The organism is Collinsella tanakaei, from assembly GCF_016902615.1.
GTDB classification, from domain to species: Bacteria; Actinomycetota; Coriobacteriia; order Coriobacteriales; family Coriobacteriaceae; genus Collinsella; species Collinsella tanakaei_A.
Map to the genome: position 1 here is coordinate 1 of NZ_JACJMB010000018.1, position 19960 is coordinate 19960.

Consider the following 19960-nt stretch of genomic DNA (forward strand, 5'->3'; position numbering starts at 1 on the left):
AACAGCTCCGCGGCGAGCTCCCTGAGCCTCCGGTCGTGCCTGCACCGCAGGTCGATGGACATGAAAGCCTCCCATCTCTCGGACCTCTATTTCCATGTCCAAGAAATGGGAGGCAGTTCAAAGATGGCCCCCTCTTAGCTCCTAGGCTCCCTGAAGTGCTTCCCGGCGTTCTTGGAGCCTTTTGTATTGCCGTTCGACGTACGAAATGACAGGGGCAACCGTGTTTCCCCAGGCCTTCGATTCCCTGTGTATCGTTTTCACCAGGACAACTTGGCTCTATGGCGGCTTTCTGTGCATCAGGCTTGGTCGGCTCACTCGCTCTGGCACTTCATGCCACTGCGGATGAGATGTCTGAGATGCGCGGTGCAGCTCGACGTTTTTCTTCATCTAGCCGAGAGCTCATGGACGAGCGGGTGGAGCTTGAACTTGTATTGGATGGAGCGCACGGGCCTTGGTCGCCGTGCCTCATGTGCGCCCCTGCATTTTATTCGGCACCGCCCTCGTTCCTCCGCTTGAGTACAGCCCATTTGATGACGCGATACAGGATGACTCCCGTGATGGCTCCCGCGATGATTTCAGCGTATTCCATATATTTCTTCCTTCTAATTCCGGGAGGCGCGGGGGACGGGTTTTCTGACCCCTTGCCTCAGGGCTCTCAGAAGCGCTTGCCTTTGGGCCGGTGCGCTTCCGCGATTGCCTTTTTGAGTCTGCTGGCTCCTGTTTGAGCAGGCCTTACGGGATATCGACCGACATCTTCGTTACGCCAGGCTTAATGGTTTGGGTTTCTAAAAGCCACGGGGTTCTACATGCGGTTTTGTCAGGCATATCGGTCGCGTGGGCGTCTGAGTGCGGATCGTCAACTGCCTATTGCAAAGAGGACGGATTGATGGGCGGCTGCCGGGTAGCACCATCTACGCCGCAGACGCCTTGCGCTTGCTGCTCCACGCCAGGGCAAGGGCGATCACGGCGACGATGCCGACGCTGATGCCCACCGTGGCGCTATCGCTCAGCGCGATGAACGGGATGCCCACAAACATGCCGATGATGTAGGGGACGAGCCAGACGAGCCATACCACGGTGCTGAAGCGGTGGAACGTCTGCTCCAGGTTGCGGTTGCGCCGCACGAGCGTGAAGGTCGCCCAGACAGCGTGGAAGAGCATCAGGACATGGCGGCTGCTCCGGTGATGCCGTGAATACCGGTCATGCCGGCCGACCCCGCCTGCGCCATGCTCGTCATGATCGTGGTGCCGGTGGTGTCGAACACCAGGCCGCACCAAAAGAGGATAACGTGCTTTTTGGACAGGTGCTCGTCATGCCGTTCGGAGAACACGCCGATGGTGTAGAAGACGAGGGCGAGCGTAATTGCTGCGCTCGCGAGCATGAGCTGAAGGGACATAGATGCTTCCTTTCGTAAGTGAACACTGTTCATATGAACGGTGTTCATGATAGGATTGGGTTGGATCGCCTTCAAGCGACATGGCTGAAACGCTGGCAATTTGCTCGTTTCTTCCTGAACAGTCCACGGGATTGTTCATGGGCGGGGACGAATCGGCGGAGCGGCATTGCTACAAGGTTTTTTGCCGGTGCGTGAACAGCGTGGCACCGGCAAGCAGAGGAGGGATCGCCATGGCGGGGAAGAGCGCCGTCACGCGGGAAGAGATCGTCGAGGCGGCCTACATGCGCGCCCGCTCCCAGGGGCTTGCATCGCTGAGTGTTCGCGCCGTGGCGGGCGATTGCGGCGTCGCCGTGGGCACGCTCTATAACTACTTTCCGGACAAGTCGTCGCTTGTGACCGAGGTTATCGAGCGCTTCTGGGAAAATGTCGCCTTCGGAGGCTCTGGAGCGTCTGGCGCCTGCCCGCAAGGTGCCTGCTTCGCCTATCGCGAGGGAGAAAACCTCGTGGGGTTCTGCCGTCGTGTCGCCGATACGCTGGCCGATGCCGTGATGGAGTTACAAGACGGATGGCTTGCCGAGATATCGACGCTCGATGGTCGCACGAAGGCACGTGGTCTCAAGGTGGAGCGCGCGTGCTTCGCCCATATCGAGGCTAACCTGGAGCAGGCGATCGAGCACGATCATGCCGTGAATGCCGAGCTGCTGGCGCAGGTGGGCGCGGCGCCCTTGGCTCGCTTCATCTGGTGCGGCATCTACGAGTCGCTTCGTGCAGGGGACCGCTCGTGCTCTGTGCTGTTCGCGCTGCTGGAGCACGCATTGTACTGATTGGGGGATCGCTGTCCTCATCGGGGACGGGGTAGTGCGGTGCCATCCTGAGCCCGACCGGGTTCAAGATGGCACCGCACTACCCCGTCCCCGATGAGGAAAACGCTCTGTAGCCGTGATGTGAAGCGGGTATCGTCCCGTTGACGCAGCGAAGCCGATTGCCTATAAATGAACAACGTTCAAGTTGAGGTGATCAGATGAAAACCGCCGTTACATCCAAAGAGGAGATTCTGAAGGTCAGTCGCGAGCTCATCCGCGAGCAGGGCTGGTCGGCGACCAGCGTGCGCTCCGTCGCCGCCGCCTGCGGCATCTCCGTCGGGTGCGTCTACAACTACTTCGACTCCAAGTCAGATCTTGTGGGTGCTACGGTTGAAAGCGTCTGGCGCGAGATTTTCCACCGCGCGGACGACGGCGTCGCGTTCCAGGACACCCAGACTTGCATCATCTGGATGTACGGGCGGATGGAGTACGGCAGCGAGCGGTATCCGGGGTTCTTCACGCTCCATTCTTACGGTTTCATGCAGCAGGACAAGCCGGACGGGAAGCGCCGCATGCATCAGGCCTGGCAGCATGTGCTCGACAGCCTGCGCGACGTCATCAGGCGCGACGCGAACGTGCGGCCGGATGCCTTTACCGACCGCTTCACAGTGGAGCAGTTCGCCGACGTCCTGTTCTCCCTGATGCTGTCCGCGCTGCTGCGCCAGGACTACGATCCGGGCTCCGTGCTGGAGATCATCCGCAGAACCCTGTATTAAGTTGCCCCGCTTTCCGGCGGGGACTTTTAGACCCAAATATGAACGATGTTCAACATATGGAGGTACACCATGAAAGTGAAGCGGAACACCCTGCTGCTCATCGCCTGCCTCGTGTGGAGCGCGGCGGGTATCAACATCCTGAGGATCGGGCTCATTGCGTATCCGCCCAACCTGTCTATTGTGAACTTCCTGCTGAGCGCTGTGGTCTTCACGGTGTTTCAGATTTTCATTTTCGGGAAGCTGGTCGAAAAGCACACGACCCGGATCCGCTCCTATGCGGACGAGCGGCAGTTTTTCCTCAAGTTCTTCGACGGGAAGGCGTTCGTCATCATGGCCATCATGATGGCGGGCGGTATCGGCCTGCGCGCAAGCGGGCTTGCGCCCGAGCGCTTCATCGCCGTCTTCTACACCGGGCTGGGCGCCTCGCTGCTGCTTGCCGGGCTGCTGTTCGGGCACAACTTCGGGAAAGCCGTATCGACTGGTGCCTGCGTGCGGGCATAGGCGCAAGAAGGGGGCCTGTCTGCGTCGTTCGGGCTGCTGTCTTCGATAGATGAATACGAGTAAAGGAGAGAAAACGATGAAACGGTATATGAACCTGTCAGTGGTGTATGCGGTGCTCGCGATGGTCGGCGGCGTGTTCTATCGGGAGTTCACCAAGTTCAACGGCTTTTCTGGCCAGACCGTCCTCGGGGTGGTGCACACGCATTACTTCCTGCTGGGTATGGTGTGGTTCTTGCTGCTGATGCTGCTTGAGAAGAACTTTTCGTTCACCGGGGAGAAGACCGGCCGGCTGCTGGTGGTCTATCAGATCGGCCTGAACCTGACCGAGGTGATGTTCATCGTGCGCGGCGTGACCCAGGTGCTGGGGCTCGATCTGTCCTCGGGCATGAACGCATCGGTCTCCGGTATCGCAGGGATCGGGCACATCCTGCTCGGTGTCAGTCTGGTGCTCGTGCTGCTGCAGGTGCGCAAGAGTGTGATTGCCGCGCGGGGGTAGTCGATCCGATGTGCTCCTGTGATTGATGATGGCCTGCAGTGAATGAAGACGATCGTATCGTCGATAATCAGTACAATAGCTTTGGCCATATTGGCTACTATAACAATAGTCCCCGCTTTCGTCTGGCGCTACGAAAGCGGGGACTATTCGGTTTTAGGCGGTGGTGGCTGCTCTCTCGGCCGTTCTGGAATCGATGGCCCTGCGTACAATGCGAGCGCCCAAGGGACTGATGTTTCTAAACGTCGTGCACGTTTTCATTTGGTCGATACCCATGCCCATGGCGATGTGACCAAACACTTTGTCTGCGAACGAGTTTGTAATGGTATGAAATTCGTCGAAGTCAAAAAGCGCCGGCATCTCCAGTCCGCTTGTTGTCGCCATGATGCTTTTATATATAGCTCGACCAGCTGCCCGGCCGCATCGAGTGGCCTGACAACCAGGACGAGGACGCTTGGTCAGTGGCATCTTGGTCGGATGCCACACGGACTGATGTGTTGGGTGCGCCCGCTTACCTCCTCGCTGGCCGATTTTCTCGGGAGGGGCTGTCCGGCCACATTCGTCCGTCAGGCCTCGCTTATTTTCGGACAAGCCGGTGCAAAGGCGCCTAGGCGTCTGCGCTCTGCGTTGCGACGTATGTCGTCTGTGTCGTCTGCTGCGTCTGCGTCTGCTCCGACGGCTTGAAGAATATGCTGATCAGGCAGATTGAGACGAGGGCGCATGCGATGCCGGCAAGCACTTTGCGACCGATGGGCGGAAGCTTGCTGCCGGCGTGCACGATGCCGCTTTCGGGCGCCTCGATGCAGAGCCTGCGCCAAATGTAGCGGATGCCGAACCACAGGGCCACGCCGGCGGCGATGGCGAATGCGTAGACGACGGCCGCGATAGCGAGGCACACGAGCAGAAACATGCCGCACATCCACGCGCAACCCTGCTTCTTCTGAACGACCACGATCTTTTTGGCCATTTTCGCATCTCCTCGTCGATGAGCTGGCTCTCTCCTTGCGCAGGCATGATAAGCCGTTTCGCCGCATTGCGAATGAGCTGCGAGCTAATCGGTGCGGGCGGGATAGGGGGAGAGGCACTCCGAGTGCCAGACGTCAGCGCACGCCGTGCCGCCGCGCAACGGGTTGTTGCTCGACGGGGGAGCGGGCCTTCGGGACAATAGACGCAGCATTACCGACCGCAAAGGAGCTGCCACCATGCTGATGTTGAAGGACACGCTCGCTCGCCTGCGCCGCGAGCGCGGGCTCACCCAAGAGGAGCTCGCTCACCGGCTCTACATCACCCGCCAGGCTGTGAGCCGCTGGGAGACCGGTGCCACCGAGCCGGGTATCGACATGGTCAAGCTGATCGCCCGCGAGCTGGATGTGCCCGTGACGGTGCTGCTCGACATGCCCGATGAGTATTGCCAAAGCTGCGGCATGATGTTCACCGCGCCTGGCCAGCGCGGGCACGAGGCCGACGGGACGGAGACCGCGGAGTTCTGCCGCTGGTGCTATGAGGGCGGCAGCTACACCTACGAGACCACAATGGACGAGATGATCGAGGACTGCGCCCCGCGCATGGCCGATGCTATGGGTTGGACCGTGGACGAGGCGGCGTCGCTGCTCGGCGCCGTGCTGCCGACGCTGAAGCGCTGGCAGGAGTGCAGCTAAAGAAACGCTGATCAAAACGCATTTCGCGCCCGCAGATGTCTCCCGTTTCCGGATGCCTGTGGGCGCGAAAGCCTGTTGGTCGGTTTTCTCCAAGGGAAGCGGACGTCCGAAAGTGGGCAGTCGCGGCGATATCGGCGTTGGATGTGTCACGGGGTGTGGACGGCTTGCGGTTGCTCTTGCTGCGCTTCTCTGCTCGCGCCGCCTGATGGCCGCGAAGGCGATTGACCTTCCCGAGCACGGCGGTGACGGTATAGGTGCCGGGGTGAGTGTCGAGCGCACGGTCGAGGCAAGTCCCCTCTGACGGTAGGTCTGGGGACTCACGTCGACACCGTGCGCGCGGTGCTGTGGTCCGTGACGATGTGCGGCTGCACCCGTCGCAGCGCGGGTGCTCCGTCCGGTACTTGCTCTGTCTCTCCGTCGGAATCATCGAGACGCTCAGCTTGTTCATTGACGGGAGGGGCTGTATGGGTTCCTCAACATGCTTCCTGGTGGATGCAATCCTCGTTGAGGGCGCTAGGGGCGGGGCTGGAGATTAGGCTCACCAATCGCTATACGGTACGTGGGGGGATGGAGAGCGTTTCTGTTTTGCCCTGCTATCCTTGAGGGACATGTACAGAGCGTGAGCGAGAAGGGTTTCCGACGCGCCTGTCAATCCGATGTTGAGCCGACTCGAACAGGAGCAAGGTGAAGATGGGTCTCGGCAGACTAGTCGTGAAGGCGGCCTCGAAGGCGACCGCGAGTACCAGACGCGCGCCTAGCAGTTGGCGCGGCAAGGAGCGTCGTGGAAACTGCGATTGACGGTGGGCCGAGAGTCGAGGTTGGCTCTCTGTTTCTGTAGCGCTCTATGGCGGCGAGCGCTTCGTGTACATCCTCCAGGGAAAACTTTCCCGAGCCTCGGCTTCTCCTGTGAGGCAGGATGACAACACAGTCCAGGAACTCCTTCCCGATGGCGCGGTCGAGGTCGATTTCACTAACAGGTCGGTCGAAAACTGGACTAAGATCTATGCGCTCATGGTCGGGAGCTGCGAAATAGGCGATGTCGAGAATGCGGGCGAAGGCGGTTTCATTGTCACCGTCGCGGCGAGTCTCGAAATGTACGTGGCTAAGTACGAGATCGACACGGGTGGTGCCAACCGCGGCCTTGACCCGTCCAGCCAAGGCGAGAAGACCATCATCTAGACGCGGGCAGTCGCCGCAGCTGCCCGCGTCGCCATGCGGGGAGATCGGCGACGGTTGCGCCCTAGGGCGCGAGCGGCCGGACGCTACCCCCGTTTCGCCTTGTTCTGCTCGCGCCGCCTGATGGCCGCGAATGCGATCGTCCCGGCGCCGACGAGCGCAGCGGTGATGACGCCGGTCATGACAGCCGCTGTCCAGTTGCCCTCGGAGGCGAACCCGGCGGCGAGCGTCGAGGTCACGATGGAGGGGATCCTGCCCACGCAGGTGATGAGCGCGATGCGCCACCAGGGGCAGGTGGTGAGCCCCGCGGCGTAGGTGAGGATATCCTTCGGCGTGCCGGGAATGAGAAAGACCACGAACATGATGAGCTCGAAGCGGGCCGAGTCGCGCAGCCACGCCACGCCCTCGGTCTGCTCACGCGTGAAGAACAGGCGCACGATGCGCATGCCGAGGGTCTTGACGAGCGCGGTGACAAGGACCGTTCCCACAAGGCCGCCCACAAAGCAGATGGTCGTGCCCTCCCAAAAGCCGAAGAGGTAACCCGCGGCGAGCTCGACAGGCTCGCCCGGCAGGACGGCGATGATGATCTGGGCGATAACGAGTGCCGCCATGGCCACCGGTGCGAACGGGCCCTGCGCATCGACCCAGGCGCGCACGGCCTCGCCGTTCGTGAAGAAGTTCCAGAGCTCGGGGCCGAAGGCGACAAGCGCGCCGATAATCGCGACGGCGGCGATGGCGGCCACGACGAGGACAGCCGGGCGCAGGTTCCGGTTGGCAAGAATGGGCGCGTTCCGGAGACCGGCGCCGGTTGTCGGGACGCGCGATGTGCGGTCGGTCGGGGGCATGCGCCCCGCGCGGTCGAGCTCGTTATCCAGTGACGCCATGGTCGTATCGCCCCCTTCGGTTCATCTGCAAGTCTACGGGGCGAACGTCCAGAATTTGTCAACGCGTGGCTATTATTCGCTTAAGTTTGACACCGGGCGCCGTGGGGCGCCGGCGCAAAAGACGGCGTGGTTCTGTGACGGCTCGATGGATGGATTTCTGTTGCGCAACAACCACCTGCCAAAGTGTGGTATTCAATTACACCGTATGAATTGTTTCGGTACCAGGTGCATATGCGTCGTGTACCGAGGGGTCGGGATGAAAGGAAGCGATACCCATGAGACATTCACGGCTTGTGGCGGCTGTGATCTCGCTGGCGTGCGCGGCAAGCGTGGCGCCCGCTGGGGCATTCGCTCTGGATGACGCGGCAGTCGTGACGGTGTTCGAAGAGCAGGCGGCAACGGTCGAGACCGACGCCGCCCAGCAGGAGGCACCGGCGACCGAGGACGCGACGGACGCTCTCGCAACCGATGAGAAGCAGGCGGAGGCGCCGGCCGAGGAGCAGGCGACGCTGCCCGAAGAGCAGCAGGGCGCTCCCGCTGCCGAGGACCAGCAGGACGCCGCCACCGAGGCGCAGGAGACCTCCGACGTCGAGCTCCAGACCACAACCTCCGGCTGGGGCAACGAGGGTGGCTACCGCGTGTGGTACGTGAACGGCCAGGTTGCCCGTAACCTGAAGTTCACCGACCCCAAGACGGGGAACTCCTACTGGGCGAAGAGTTCGGGCCTCATCGCCGAGAACGAGGAGTACTACGATCCGGTGAGCAACGCCTGGTACTACGCCGGCAAAGACGGCGTGACCATCACCGACCAGGACTTCTACCTCAAGGACCAGGACAAGACCGTCCACTACGACGAGAAGGGCCGCATGGTCAAGGGTGAGGTCTACAGCTACTTCCCCGAGGACGGTGCCTACCACTGGCGCTACTTCCACCCGGTGACCGGTGCGCTGCAGACGGGCTTTTCCTATGTCGTCGAGCAGAACAAGTGGTGCTACTACGATCCCGAGACCGCTTGGATGGTCTACGGCGAGCAGTTCATCGACGGTGGCTGGTACTACTTCGATCCCTACACGGGCGCGATGGACTACGACTTCGCCTATCTGCCCAAGGCGAACAAGTGGGTGTACTACGATCCGGTGACGGGCCGCATGGTGTACGGCCAGCGCATGGTCGACGGGCGCCCGTATTACTTCGACAAGGTCACCGGCCGTCAGCTGACGCCCGACGAGCTGAAGGAGAAGCTGCTCCAGCAGGTGCGCGCCTCCTACTACACGCACCCCGACACCGAGGGCGAGTTCGCCGCGGCGGGCGGCACCCTGTGTCCGCACGGCCCCTGCATGACCTACGTGTGGTGGTGCTTCCACCATGCGGACCTGGACATCTTCCTGGCGGACGGCCAGCTCATGAGCTATCCGCACATGAACCTCGACTGGTACAAGGAGCGCGGGCGCGTCGACTTCAGCCCTAAGGTCGGCGACATCATGTTCCTCAAGTATGCCGGCTTCGCCTTCGACAAGGGCTTCTCGGCGAGTCATGTGGGCATCGTCGTGGGCATCAACCCCGACGGCAGCGTGACGCTTGCCGATGCCTCGTTCAACAGCATCGAGCCGCGCTGGTATCCGATCAACGGCGACACCGCGGGCATTGCACATCCCTACTGGGGCGACTGATAACCCGCCTCGCGCGCGGCTGCCGCATAGGAAACGTTGAGAGACCATCCCGTCGCACATGCGCGGCGGGATGGTCCTTTTTCGGTTGCATATGGCCGGCTTTCGAGCGTGCGGGTACAATCCTATCGAACGATTTCTGACGCATCCGGGGAGGATCGACCAATGTCCGCCCAACAGATTTATTCCCATCTGCGCCCAGCGCTCGCCTTCGCGTGCGCAACGCTTGCGCTTGCCTGCCCGATCGGGATCGCCCAGGCGGAGCCTGCCGCACAGGAGGTCCAGGCGGCGCCGCGCGCCGGTGAGCCCGAGCCGCCCGCGTCGGGTACCGGCTGGGCGGAGCTCGACGGCGAGCGCTACTGGTTCGATAACGGCGTCATGGCCCGTGACAAGGAGGTGTTCGACCCGGACTCGCGCGCGTGGTACTGGTTCGACGCGGACGGCACCATGGCGCGCGACAAGGACGTGTTCGTCCCCGTGTCGAACGAGGACCGCACCCGCGGCAAGTGGGTGCGCTACGACGCGTCGGGCCACATGGTCAAGGGCCTGGATTACCGCTACGGCTCGTGGTACTACTTCGACGAGACGACGGGCGAGATGGCGAAGGGCTTCGTCTACCTGCCTGATGGCCAGAAGTGGGTGTACTTCGACGCCGTGACCGGCCGCATGCTGTACGGCGAGCAGGCTATCGACGGCCAGTGGTACTACCTCGACGAGGAGACCGGCGCGGTGACCTACGGCTGGCATCGCTTCGAGCAGGCGAACAAGACCGTGTTCTACAGCTGGCCCTCGGGCGTGATGGTGCACGGATCCTATACGGTGAACGGCATCGGCTATCACTTCGACGAGCTGACCGGCGCGCTCGATGCGGGCCAGCAGATGCCCGAGCCCAAGCTCGTCAGCGGCATGGTGTCGCCGATCTCGCTCGGGGACGCGGTCGCGTCCGGCGAGGTGCACTCGGTGCGCATCTTCGGCGACAGCATCATGGCGGGCGTGGGCGCGCTCGGCTACGAGCATCCGGATGGCGAGAAGCTCTTCACCTACGGTGGCTCCATCTACCGCGAGCCGTCGTCTGCGACGAAGAGCGCCTCGAACCTGCTTCGCGCCTACCTGGGCGAACGCGGCGTCAGCCTCGTGAACGCGAGCGTCGCGGGATTCGGCTCCATGTGCACCTACGACAAGATCGGCGATGATATCTTGGGCGACGAGGACCTGGCGATCGTGGTGCTCGGCACGAACGATCGCGGTATCGTCGATGCGCAGGAGACGCTCGAGGACTTCACCGCTTACGCCGAGTCGTTCCTCACGCGGGTGAGCGAGCACTACGGCGGCAAGATGATCGTGCTGTCGCCTATCCCCGTGGTGAGCGAGGACTACCGCTTCACCCTGCGCGAGGTGTCCGATGCCCTGCGCGAGCTGTGCGAGGCCCACGGGTGGGCGTACGCCTCGCTGCACGATGCTTTCATGGCGACGCTTGCGGTGCAGGGCCTGCCCGCGGAGCTCTTCTACACCGACGGCACGCACCCGAATCACCTGGGTCAGGAGTTGCTGTGGGATACGCTCTGCCGCGTGCTCGACATCGACGGGTCCGGCATCGACTGGGACGATGTGGGCGCCGGCGATACCGGCGATTCTGGTGCGGGGGAGGGCCAACCCGGCGCGGGCGATACGCCGGGTGCCGATACCGGTTCGGACGATGCGCCGGATGCCGATGGGAACGATGCGGACGCCGCCGCCGAGGACACCCCGGGTCCCGATGCGAATGCTGGCGAAAAGACGCCCGACGTCGATGCCGCATAGCGCGATCCGCTGAGGGGACGGCGCGCCGCCCCGGCGTCGCGTAGCGCACGGCTGCAGCGTCGCGGCCGTGCGCTTCGAATCGCATGCTGCCCGTTCGGTACGCGCAGGCAGTTTCCGCATCCGGCGGTTCTGCTACCATCGGAGCGAACGCGCGTCGTCGGAGGGGGTTCGAACATGAAGCAAGCGGTGCTCGGGTTGCTCGCGCATGTCGATGCGGGCAAGACCACGCTCGCCGAGGCGATGCTGTTCCAGGCGGGTGCCATCCGCACGCAGGGACGTGTCGACCACGGTGACTCCCATCTGGACACCGACGCCATGGAGCGCGCCCGCGGCATCACGATCTTCGCGAAGCAGGCCGATCTCACGTACAACGATGCGCATCTCATGCTCGTCGACGCACCGGGGCATGTCGATTTCTCCGCCGAGGCGGAGCGCACCCTGCGGGCGCTCGACTACGCGGTGCTCGTGGTGGGCGCGAACGACGGCGTGCAGGGACATACCGAGACGCTGTGGGAGCTGCTTTCCCGTTACGGCGTCCCGACGTTCGTGTTCGTGAACAAGATGGACCTCGCGCCGACCGATGCCGCAGGGCTTCTGGATACAGTTCGCGACCGTCTGTCGACCTCGTGCGTGGATGGACGCGCGCTGCTTTCCGGTGACGAGGCGGTGTTGGAGGACGCGGCGGCAACCGACGAGGAAGCGCTCGACGAGTACCTGGCGGAAGGGACGCTCAGCCCCGCCACCCTGCGGTGCCTTGTGAGCGAGCGCTGCATCTTTCCGGTCTTTTTCGGCTCCGCACTGCGTGACGACGGGGTGTCCGATTTCATGGACGGCCTGATCGCGCTTGTCGCCGAGCGCGCGTGGCCGGAGGAGTTCGCCGCCCGCGTGTACAAGGTCAGCCGCTCCGCACGCGGCGAGCGCCTGGCGTGGCTCAAGGTCACCGGCGGCGTCCTGCGCGCCAAGATGATGGTCGCAGGCGTCGACCGCGGCGCTTCCTGGGAGGAAAAAATCGACCAGGTGCGCATCTACGACGCCGATTCGTTCCAGACCGTGACGGAGGTTCCCGCCGGCTGCATCTGCGCGGTGACGGGCCTTACTCACGTGGTGCCCGGCAGCGCGCTCGGTGCCGAGGAGCGCGGCCTTGAACCCCTGCTGGCGCCGGTTCTGTCCTATCAGGTCCTGCCGGGGGAGGCGGACATCCACAAGCTTGTGCGCGCGCTGCGCGAGCTTGCCGACGAGGACCCGCTGCTCGGCGTGAGCTGGCAGGAGCACCTGCAGGAGGTCCACGTCCAGCTGATGGGCGCGGTGCAGCGCGAGGTGCTGCAGCAGACGCTTGCCGACCGGTACGGATTCGCTGTCGACTTCGGCCCGGGCGGCATCCTGTACAAGGAAACCGTGACCGCCCCGGTTGAGGGCGTGGGGCACTTCGAGCCGCTGCGCCACTACGCCGAGGCGCATCTGCTGATCGAGCCGCTGCCGCGCGGCGCGGGCATCGAGGTTGGCACGCGCTGCTCGGAGGACGACCTCGACCGCAACTGGCAGCGCCTCATCCTCACGCACGTGCTGGAGCGTGGGCACCTGGGCGTGCTCACGGGCTCGCCGCTCACCGACGTGCGCTTCACGCTGCTCGGCGGGCGCGCGCATGCGAAGCACACCGAGGGCGGCGATTTTCGCCAGGCGACGTATCGCGCCATCCGCCAGGCGCTCATGATGGCGCGCGAGCAGGGCGCTTGCGAGCTTCTGGAGCCGTGGTACCGCTTCCGCCTGACGGTTCCCGCCGACAAGGTGGGGCGCGCCCTGGCCGACGTGCAGCGCATGGGCGCGGAGTTCGAGACGCCGTCCGTCCAGGGCGACATGGCGCAGCTCACCGGGTTCGCGCCCGCCTCGGAGATGCGCGAGTACGGGCTTGAGGTGAGCGGGTATTCCGGCGGGTTGGGGCGCTTGGCGCTTGAGTTCGCGGGCTACCGCCCCTGCCACGATGCCGACCGCGTGATCGAGCAGGCCGCCTACGATCCTGAGGCCGATCTGCCGAACACGCCGGATTCGGTGTTCTGCAGCCATGGGGCGGGCTATACCGTCAAGTGGCATGAGGTGCCCGAGCATGCCCATGTGACCATCGACCCCGATCGCCTGCGCCCATGGCGCGATGCGGAGGGGTATCTGTAGGCGCCCCGCCGCATCGCCGTTTCGTTTGCCGAATGATATGGGCCGCCCCGAGCAGTGGGTTCGAGGCGGTCCTTTCGCGTGCGTGGGATGCGTGCTGCCAATACGCTTATGCGGGCTTGGCGCTATGCGGGGTCCTGCCCGTCATCATCCGGGCCGCCTTCGCCGCTCGATGTGCCCTTGCCGTCGGGTTGACGCCCCGTTTTCCGTTCTGCTGCCGGCGAGGTGGGGGAGGCGCTGCCCTGCGATGCCGATGCGGCCTTGCGCGCCGCGCGACGATGCACAAAACAGCCGACCGCGATGCAAGCTGCCGCCAGCATGACGGCGAGGGCGATGTACATGCCCTGCGCGTCGCCGGTCTGTGGAAGCCCGAGGGCGTGCAACAGGCGATTGAGCCCGCTTTCCGTCTGCTGGGACGTGTTTTGAGACCAGGCCTCGTCGATAGAAGACGGCTGCTGGTCGGAGGGGTTGTCCGAAGGATTATCCGGTGTATCGTCCGAAGGTGTGTCCGCATCCTCGAACTTGGGGCCGACCGTGATGTTGTAGATCAGGGTCCTAGAGTGAGGGACGAAAATGCGCCCATCAGAAATGCGACTGTGGTACTAAAGATTATAACCAGTTGGCACAAAGGGACAGGGCGGGAGGGGTGGGAGCGGTCGGTCTTTTCGAGATGCGGCATGCTGCGTCTACGGGCTGCGCGCACCATGGCGGGCGGCGCATACAGGGCGTCTCGTCAGGCTCGCGGCAACTCCGGCGGCGGATGCGCTTTCGACGGGCTTTCGTCGCATGTCGTTTCGGCAGGTTCGGCCACTAACGGCGCGCAGGGCTCGGCGGAAGCGCCCGCATGCAATCCCACATCCCTCATGCCGGCTCGGCGCAACCGCAATCGCGTCTCGCTGCCGACAGATATACTTAACGGAACAGAGCACATGGAGGGGGCGCCATGAAGGTCACGGTCTTGCTGGAGAACGCGACGCCGTCGAGCCGGTTTACCGCAAAGCACGGGCTCAGCCTGTTTCTGGAAACGGGTGACCGGCGCATCCTTTTCGACATGGGTCCCGACGCGAGCTTTCTGGACAACGCCCGCGCGCTCGGCATCGACATCGCCTCCGCCGATACCGCGGTAATCTCGCACGGGCATGCCGACCACGGCGGCGGCCTTGCGGCCTACTTCGCCGTGACGGATAGCGCCCTATCGCCAGCCCCCGTCTACATTCGCGAGCGTGCGTTCGAGGGGCATGTGTCGGGCGTGGGGGAGCGCCAGCACGAGATCGGGCTCGATCCCGCGCTCGCATCCAGCGACCGCATCGTGCCGACCGGCGAGCTGCGCGTTTTGGGCGATGGCCTGGTGCTCTTCTCCCCATCGGGCGGCGCCCATGCCGCGCCCGCGTCGAACCGGACGCTGTTCGCCCGGCAGCAAGACGGCGCGCTCGCACCCGACACGTTTGCCCACGAGCAGAGCCTGCTTGTACATGAGGGGGACCGCTACCTGCTCGTTTCCGGCTGCTCGCACACGGGGATCTTGAACATCATGGCGCGTGCCGAGATGCTCGCGGGCGCTCCGCTCGATGCCGTGGTGGCCGGCTTTCACCTCATGGCGCCGAGCGCCGGCACGGTCTGCGACGAGGCGTCGATCCGCCTGCTCGCCCGCGAGCTCTCCTGCCTGAAAACGCGCTTCTACACCTTCCACTGCACGGGCCTTGCCGCGTACAGCTTGCTGCGCGACGAGCTGGGCGACCAGATCTCCTACCTGTACACGGGCTGCTCGGTCGAGGTGTAGCGAGCCTGCGCTGTGCACGCTTGCCACCTACATCACGTGCGTCGACTCGAGGGCTTCCTCGAAGCGCTTGACGGCGGTCGCCGTCGGGCGGCACAGCAGCAACCCAAGCGCGAGCGCGGGCACGGCGTAGGCCGCGAGAATGGCCAGCTGGATCCAGAAATCGTCGTTGTAGACGCCGAAGAGCGCCGCGCGCATGGCGCCTTCCGCGTGCACGAAGGGCAGCCATGCGTAGATCGTCTGGAACACCGGGGGCAGCATCTGGGCGGGAAACGTTCCGCCGGCGCCGGCGACCTGCACGACCATGAGGACGACGGCGACCGCCTTGCCGATGTCGCCGAACGACGAGGTGAGCGCGAAGATGATGCTGATGAACACCACGGATGCGAGGCATCCCGCGAGCAGGAAAAGGCCGGGGTGCGCGCACTGCACGCCCAGATAGCCGACGTCGCCTATGCAGATGATGGCCGCCTGGATGATACCCGTGCTGCAGAAGAGCGCCAGGCGCCCCAGATAGGCTTGCGTCACCGTGCAGCCCGTCTCCTGCAGCGCCTGCGCGCTCGGCGTCGCCTTGATGAGCGCGGCGAGGACCACCCCGCCGATCCAAATGGCGAGCGTCGTGTAGAAGGGTGCCATGGCCGAGCCGTTGTTCTCGACGGGGAAGACCGCGTGGCGCTCGATGCTCACGGGCTCGGCCATGAAGGCGCCGAGCTCCGCGGGCGAGGTCAGAAGGATCGTGCGCACCTGGTCCATGTCGGACGAATCGAGGGCGCGGGACAGCGCGCCCTGCAGCTCGCCGATGCGCGTCGCGGCGCTCTCGAGGTCCTCGGCCGTCTGGCCGAGCGTGGCGTGCATCCCGTCCAGGTTGCCGCTTGCTGCCTGGGTGGCGGCGGCCACGGCGGCGCCGGTGCGCTCGAGGTCCTGAAGCGCGCTGTCCGCGCCGGTCGCGGTGGCCTCCAGGGTGCCGGCGAGGTCTGTCAGCGAGCCGTCGAGCGAGGTGTTGAACGAGTCGCCGGCGGAGGTGAGCGCGCTCTGCGCGTCGGCCACCATCTGGGTGAGTTCGGCGCGCGCCGTGTCGGCATCGGCGCGTCCCTGCTCAAGGTCGCCGGCAGTTCTCTCGATACCTGCCGAGAGGTTCTCGAGTTCTTCGATCGCGCGCCCGACACGCTGCGCGAGCCCCTCGATGGTCAGGCTGACCTCGAGGACCTTCGTGTACTCGGCTGAACCGACCTGGAAATGGCTTTCCATCTGCTTGACGAGCGTGTCCTGCCCATCAAGGGTGTCGGCGAGCTTGCGCAGCGCATCGAGTCGCTGCTGGATGGCGCTGTCGACATCCGCGAGGGCAGACGTCATGCGGTCGATGTGCCCGCCCGCGGTATCCATCGCGTTACCGATCGCCGCGCTGACGCCGTCGAGGCTCGCCGCCCCGGTATCGAGCGCCCCCTTGACGGAGGCCGTGGCATCCTCGAGCGCGCCATCGAGTCCGCGCACGCCGTCGGCGCCGTCGCGCAGGGCGGCAGCGAGTCCGCCCTCGGTGTCGGTCAGGGCGGAAAGCGAGGTGGAGCTCGCGTCGAGCAGGTGCTGGGCGGATCCGACGAGGTCGCCTGCCGCCTGCACGCTGCCGGCGGTGCTTGAGAGGGTCTGTGCGCTGCCGTCGAGGGCGGACTGCATAGCGCGCGCGACGGTTGCGAGCTGTCCGTCGTCGAGCATGCCGGAGAGCTGCTTCAAGGCACCTGTGCCCACGTCGGTCACGGCGCGGGCGAAGCCGGTGTCGATATCCTCCTGGATGGAGGAGGACGCCTTGTTCGTCACGATCTCGGCGATGGCGTTGGCCTTCTGGTTCTGCATGAATGTCACCTTCGCCTGGCGCGCCTCGCCACCAAGACCGCTGAGCAGGCAGGACGAGAAGTCCTTCGGGATGATGAGGGCGGCGTAGTAGGAGCCGGCGGCAAGGCCGGACTCCGCCTTGTCGCGCGCGGCGGGCTCGTAGCCGATCGAGCTGGAGGCAAGCAGGGTGGAGACGACCTCGTCGCCGAGGTTGAGCTTCAGGGGCACGAGGTCGCTTTCGTATCCCTCGTCCTCGTTCACGAGGGCGACCTTGAGGTTCTTCGTGTTGCCGTAGGGGTCCCAGCTTCCCGCGATGTTGAACCACGCGTAGAAGGACGGCACGACGAGGATGCCGACCATGACGACGATGCTCACGGCGTTGGCGTATGCGTGCCGCGCGTCGCGGCGGATGAAGGACAGCAGGCGATGCATGGTCATCAGGACCTTTCGGAGCCGGTGGGTGCGATCTTGGCGGTGGGGTCCGCGGCGCGGGCGGACAGGTGCTGCGTGGGTGCGGCGGTCAGGGTGCGCCGGGCGCGCGCGTGCAGGAACTCGACGACGATGAGGTAGGTGCATGTCGCCGTGAGCGCGACGGTCCAGCAGATGAGCAGCGGCAGCGGGTCCGCCAAGACGAACTGGAGCACCACGAGCAGCACGGCCTCGCACGCGAGCGCGACGGTGCCGCGCGTCACGAGGACGGGGTAGGCGCGCTCGAGGCGCTCGGCGCGGGCGGGGTCGTCCAGCACGCCGGAGATGCGCGCCGTGCGGTCCGGTTCCGCTAGGGCGGCATCTGCACCCACGTGCTCGGCGATCATGAGGTCGGTCTCGGCGAGCCTGCGGTCGAACAGCGCGTTCACGCTGACGAGCCGGCGGCGGGCGCCGATTCCGATGGCGAGCGCGGGTATGCAGAACAAAAGGAGCATCCCCAGGTTCGCCGCGTAGGCGCCGTCGTAGAAGCCCGCTACCGCCTCGCGCATGGCGTCGATGCCGTAGGTGAAGGGCAACCACGGATGGAGCGCCTGGAAGAAGTCGGGCATCATCTCGATGGGGTAGGTGCCCGCCGCGCCCGGGATCTGGAGCACCACGAGCAGCACGCCGAGCGCCTTGCCGATGTGCTTGAAGGAGATGGCGAGCGCGTAGACGATGAGAACGTAGACGAGCGAGGCGATCATGCCCGCGGCCACGTATGCCACGGGCTCGACGCATTGGATGCCGAGCACGATGTCGCCGGTGCAGCAGATGATCGCCTGCACCTGGCCGAGCATCGCGAGCAGAAGCCAACGGCCGACAAAGCCCTGCCAGGGCCGGAACGTGCCCACGCCCTCGGGGTCGACCTCCAGCTTGAAGATGGCGACGAGGACGAAGCCGCCCACCCACAGGGCGAGGTTCGTATAGAACGGGGCGACGCCCGAGCCGTAGTTTTTCACGGGGAAGATCGGGTGGTTCTCCATCGTGATGGGCGCGCTCAGGTAGCTGCCTGTATGCGCGGGGTCGAGCTGGGCGATCTTGTCCAGCTCCGTGAAGGCCTGCGCACTCGAGAGGGCGTCGATGTCGTCCGCCACGCCGCCCGTGCGCTCGGCTGCGACGCGGAGGGTATCTGCCGTGTCGTTCGCCAGGGTGACGGTCTGCGCGAGCAGGTCGTCGAGCTCGGCGAGCAGGGTGTCGGCCTGGCTGGTCGCCGGGCCGATGGCCTCCAGGGTGCCGGTGAGCTGGCTGCCGGCGTCGGCGAAGTCGTCGAGTGCGGCGGAGATGTCGCCCGTGGTGTCGGCGGCGAGGCCCGACTGCAGGTCCGCCAGCCCCTGGGAGCCGCTTTGCACGGCGTCGTTCACCGAGGCGGAAAGGCTGCGCACGGCGTCGGCGTCCGCCTTGATGGCGTCCGATACGCCCTGCAGCCGGTCGAGCTGCTCTGTCTGGCCGTCGGTGAGCGTGATGAGCGCCGAGATCTCGGTATCGAGTGCGCCCGCGATGTCGTTGCGGATCGCCTCCTGCTCGCCGTTTGCGGCGGGAAGCTCGAGGATGGCCGTGCGTGCGAACTCGAGGGAGGCCTTGAAGGTCTGCACGGTGCCGTCAAGCGCGCGCACGGCGGCGATGGCGTTGTCGATGGTGCCCTGGGCCCAGCCGATGTCACCGGTGATGGCGCCGATGTCGTAGGCGGCGCTCGACGACAGGCCGGCGAGCGTGCCGCCGGCGTCTGCGAGGGCGCCGGTGAGGTCGCCCGCCAGGGTGCGGGCGTCGCCGCGCATGCTCTTGGCGCGCTCGAGCGCGTGGTCGAGGTCGCCGGCAAGCGTGCTCGCCTGGGTCGAGGCGCTGTTCAGCGAGCTGCGCGCATCCGCGATGGCGGCGCGCGAGGTTGAGACGGCGGCATCCATGCCCGCGAGGCCGTCGGCGAGCTCCGTGGCCTGCGAGGCCGCTTCGCGCAGGGTGGCCGCGGTGCTGTTGATGCCGTTGCGCGCGGTGTCGAGCGCCTCGCCCGAGGCGCCCTTGAGCTTCTCGCCCGCCACCTCGCCCACGACGCGGACGAACTCGCTCGAGATCTGGCTCTCGAGTGTGGTGGCGCCCGTGTCGGTCACCTTCGGGGCGATGGCGTTTTCCTTCTCGTTCACGTAGTAGTCGATATGCGCCGGCTGCGCGTTGCCATCGAGCACGCCGGAGAGCGTCGAGGTGAAGTCGCTCGGGATGATGAAGGCGGCATAGGCGTCGCCCTCGCGGACGTTGTCGATGGCCTCCTGCTCGCTGTTGTCGAATATCCAGTTCAGCTGGTCGTTTTCCTCCAGGCGCTGGCGAACCATGTCGCCGGCGTTGACATGCCCCATGTCCGGAATGTCGGCACCCGTGTCCTCGATGACGACGGCGACCGGCACGGTGGAGGTGTTCTCGTAGGGGTTCCAGTTGGCGAGGATGTTGATCCAGGCGTAGAGCGAGGGGATGATGCACACGCCGATGGTGACCAGGACGGCTGCGGGATTGCGCAGGACGCGTCTGAGGTCCCGGATAAAGATGCGTATGACGGTTCCCATGGGTCTCCCTTGCGATTCGTCG

At 64.9% G+C, this 19960-nt stretch carries 17 protein-coding genes; 10 read left to right on the forward strand and 7 right to left on the reverse strand.

Features of this window, described 5'->3' with window-relative positions:
• Positions 1-911: 911 nt before the first annotated feature.
• Both H6A21_RS10950 and H6A21_RS10955 read right to left on the reverse strand, forming a co-directional pair.
• Positions 912-1160, reverse strand: a complete 249-nt coding sequence (locus H6A21_RS10950) for a hypothetical protein (protein WP_239462719.1) — start codon at positions 1158-1160, stop codon at positions 912-914.
• Positions 1160-1396 (reverse strand): HsmA family protein, encoded by a 237-nt coding sequence (locus tag H6A21_RS10955; RefSeq protein WP_239462720.1) that lies wholly within the window; start codon positions 1394-1396, stop codon positions 1160-1162. Before H6A21_RS10955 ends, H6A21_RS10950 begins: the two co-directional genes overlap by 1 nt.
• Before the next feature lie 230 nt (positions 1397-1626).
• On the opposite strand from H6A21_RS10955, the gene H6A21_RS06970 reads away from it, so the two are divergent.
• The 4 genes from H6A21_RS06970 to H6A21_RS06985 all read left to right on the forward strand — a co-directional run bounded on the left by H6A21_RS06970 (position 1627) and on the right by H6A21_RS06985 (position 3972).
• Positions 1627-2220 carry a TetR/AcrR family transcriptional regulator gene (locus tag H6A21_RS06970; protein WP_204561824.1) on the forward strand — a complete coding sequence of 198 codons (594 nt, stop codon included), beginning with the start codon at positions 1627-1629 and terminating at the stop codon, positions 2218-2220.
• A gap of 197 nt (positions 2221-2417) precedes the next feature.
• On the forward strand, positions 2418-2975 hold the full coding sequence (locus tag H6A21_RS06975; protein ID WP_204561827.1) for a TetR/AcrR family transcriptional regulator: 558 nt from the start codon (positions 2418-2420) through the stop codon (positions 2973-2975).
• A 69-nt stretch (positions 2976-3044) separates the two neighbouring features.
• On the forward strand, positions 3045-3476 hold the full coding sequence (locus tag H6A21_RS06980) for a hypothetical protein (RefSeq protein ID WP_204561830.1): 432 nt from the start codon (positions 3045-3047) through the stop codon (positions 3474-3476).
• Positions 3477-3552: 76 nt separating this feature from the next.
• Positions 3553-3972 carry a DUF2871 domain-containing protein gene (locus H6A21_RS06985; RefSeq protein WP_204561833.1) on the forward strand — a complete coding sequence of 140 codons (420 nt, stop codon included), beginning with the start codon at positions 3553-3555 and terminating at the stop codon, positions 3970-3972.
• A gap of 604 nt (positions 3973-4576) precedes the next feature.
• On the opposite strand, the gene H6A21_RS06990 is transcribed toward H6A21_RS06985, so the two are convergent.
• Positions 4577-4936: a hypothetical protein gene (locus tag H6A21_RS06990; protein WP_204561836.1), complete on the reverse strand. Its 360-nt coding sequence runs from the start codon at positions 4934-4936 to the stop codon at positions 4577-4579.
• Between the two features lie 235 nt (positions 4937-5171).
• Here H6A21_RS06990 and H6A21_RS06995 point away from each other — a divergent pair, with 235 nt between their 5' ends.
• Complete coding sequence (locus H6A21_RS06995) at positions 5172-5627, forward strand: zinc ribbon domain-containing protein (protein ID WP_204561839.1); 456 nt, start codon at positions 5172-5174, stop codon at positions 5625-5627.
• 861 nt (positions 5628-6488) lie between these two features.
• On the forward strand, positions 6489-6806 hold the full coding sequence (locus tag H6A21_RS07000) for a hypothetical protein (RefSeq protein WP_204561842.1): 318 nt from the start codon (positions 6489-6491) through the stop codon (positions 6804-6806).
• Positions 6807-6889: 83 nt separating this feature from the next.
• Here H6A21_RS07000 and H6A21_RS07005 read toward each other — a convergent pair whose 3' ends face one another.
• Positions 6890-7687 (reverse strand): TVP38/TMEM64 family protein, encoded by a 798-nt coding sequence (locus H6A21_RS07005; protein ID WP_204561845.1) that lies wholly within the window; start codon positions 7685-7687, stop codon positions 6890-6892.
• A 275-nt stretch (positions 7688-7962) separates the two neighbouring features.
• On the opposite strand from H6A21_RS07005, the gene H6A21_RS07010 reads away from it, so the two are divergent.
• From H6A21_RS07010 to H6A21_RS07020, 3 genes are all read left to right on the forward strand, one after another.
• Positions 7963-9357 carry a CHAP domain-containing protein gene (locus H6A21_RS07010; protein ID WP_204561861.1) on the forward strand — a complete coding sequence of 465 codons (1395 nt, stop codon included), beginning with the start codon at positions 7963-7965 and terminating at the stop codon, positions 9355-9357.
• A 162-nt stretch (positions 9358-9519) separates the two neighbouring features.
• A complete protein-coding gene (locus H6A21_RS07015; RefSeq protein WP_204561864.1) occupies positions 9520-11154 on the forward strand; it encodes a GDSL-type esterase/lipase family protein in 1635 nt (544 codons plus the stop codon).
• A gap of 174 nt (positions 11155-11328) precedes the next feature.
• Positions 11329-13320: an elongation factor G gene (locus tag H6A21_RS07020; protein ID WP_204561867.1), complete on the forward strand. Its 1992-nt coding sequence runs from the start codon at positions 11329-11331 to the stop codon at positions 13318-13320.
• 122 nt (positions 13321-13442) lie between these two features.
• Here H6A21_RS07020 and H6A21_RS07025 read toward each other — a convergent pair whose 3' ends face one another.
• Positions 13443-13658, reverse strand: a complete 216-nt coding sequence (locus tag H6A21_RS07025; protein ID WP_204561870.1) for a hypothetical protein — start codon at positions 13656-13658, stop codon at positions 13443-13445.
• Positions 13659-14260: 602 nt separating this feature from the next.
• On the opposite strand from H6A21_RS07025, the gene H6A21_RS07030 reads away from it, so the two are divergent.
• Positions 14261-15097 (forward strand): MBL fold metallo-hydrolase, encoded by an 837-nt coding sequence (locus H6A21_RS07030; protein ID WP_204561873.1) that lies wholly within the window; start codon positions 14261-14263, stop codon positions 15095-15097.
• A 27-nt stretch (positions 15098-15124) separates the two neighbouring features.
• On the opposite strand, the gene H6A21_RS07035 is transcribed toward H6A21_RS07030, so the two are convergent.
• Entirely contained in the window at positions 15125-17359 is a 2235-nt protein-coding gene (locus H6A21_RS07035; protein ID WP_204561876.1) for a YhgE/Pip domain-containing protein, read from the reverse strand.
• Positions 17359-19938 carry a YhgE/Pip domain-containing protein gene (locus tag H6A21_RS07040; RefSeq protein WP_204561879.1) on the reverse strand — a complete coding sequence of 860 codons (2580 nt, stop codon included), beginning with the start codon at positions 19936-19938 and terminating at the stop codon, positions 17359-17361. Before H6A21_RS07040 ends, H6A21_RS07035 begins: the two co-directional genes overlap by 1 nt.
• Positions 19939-19960 lie beyond the last annotated feature (22 nt).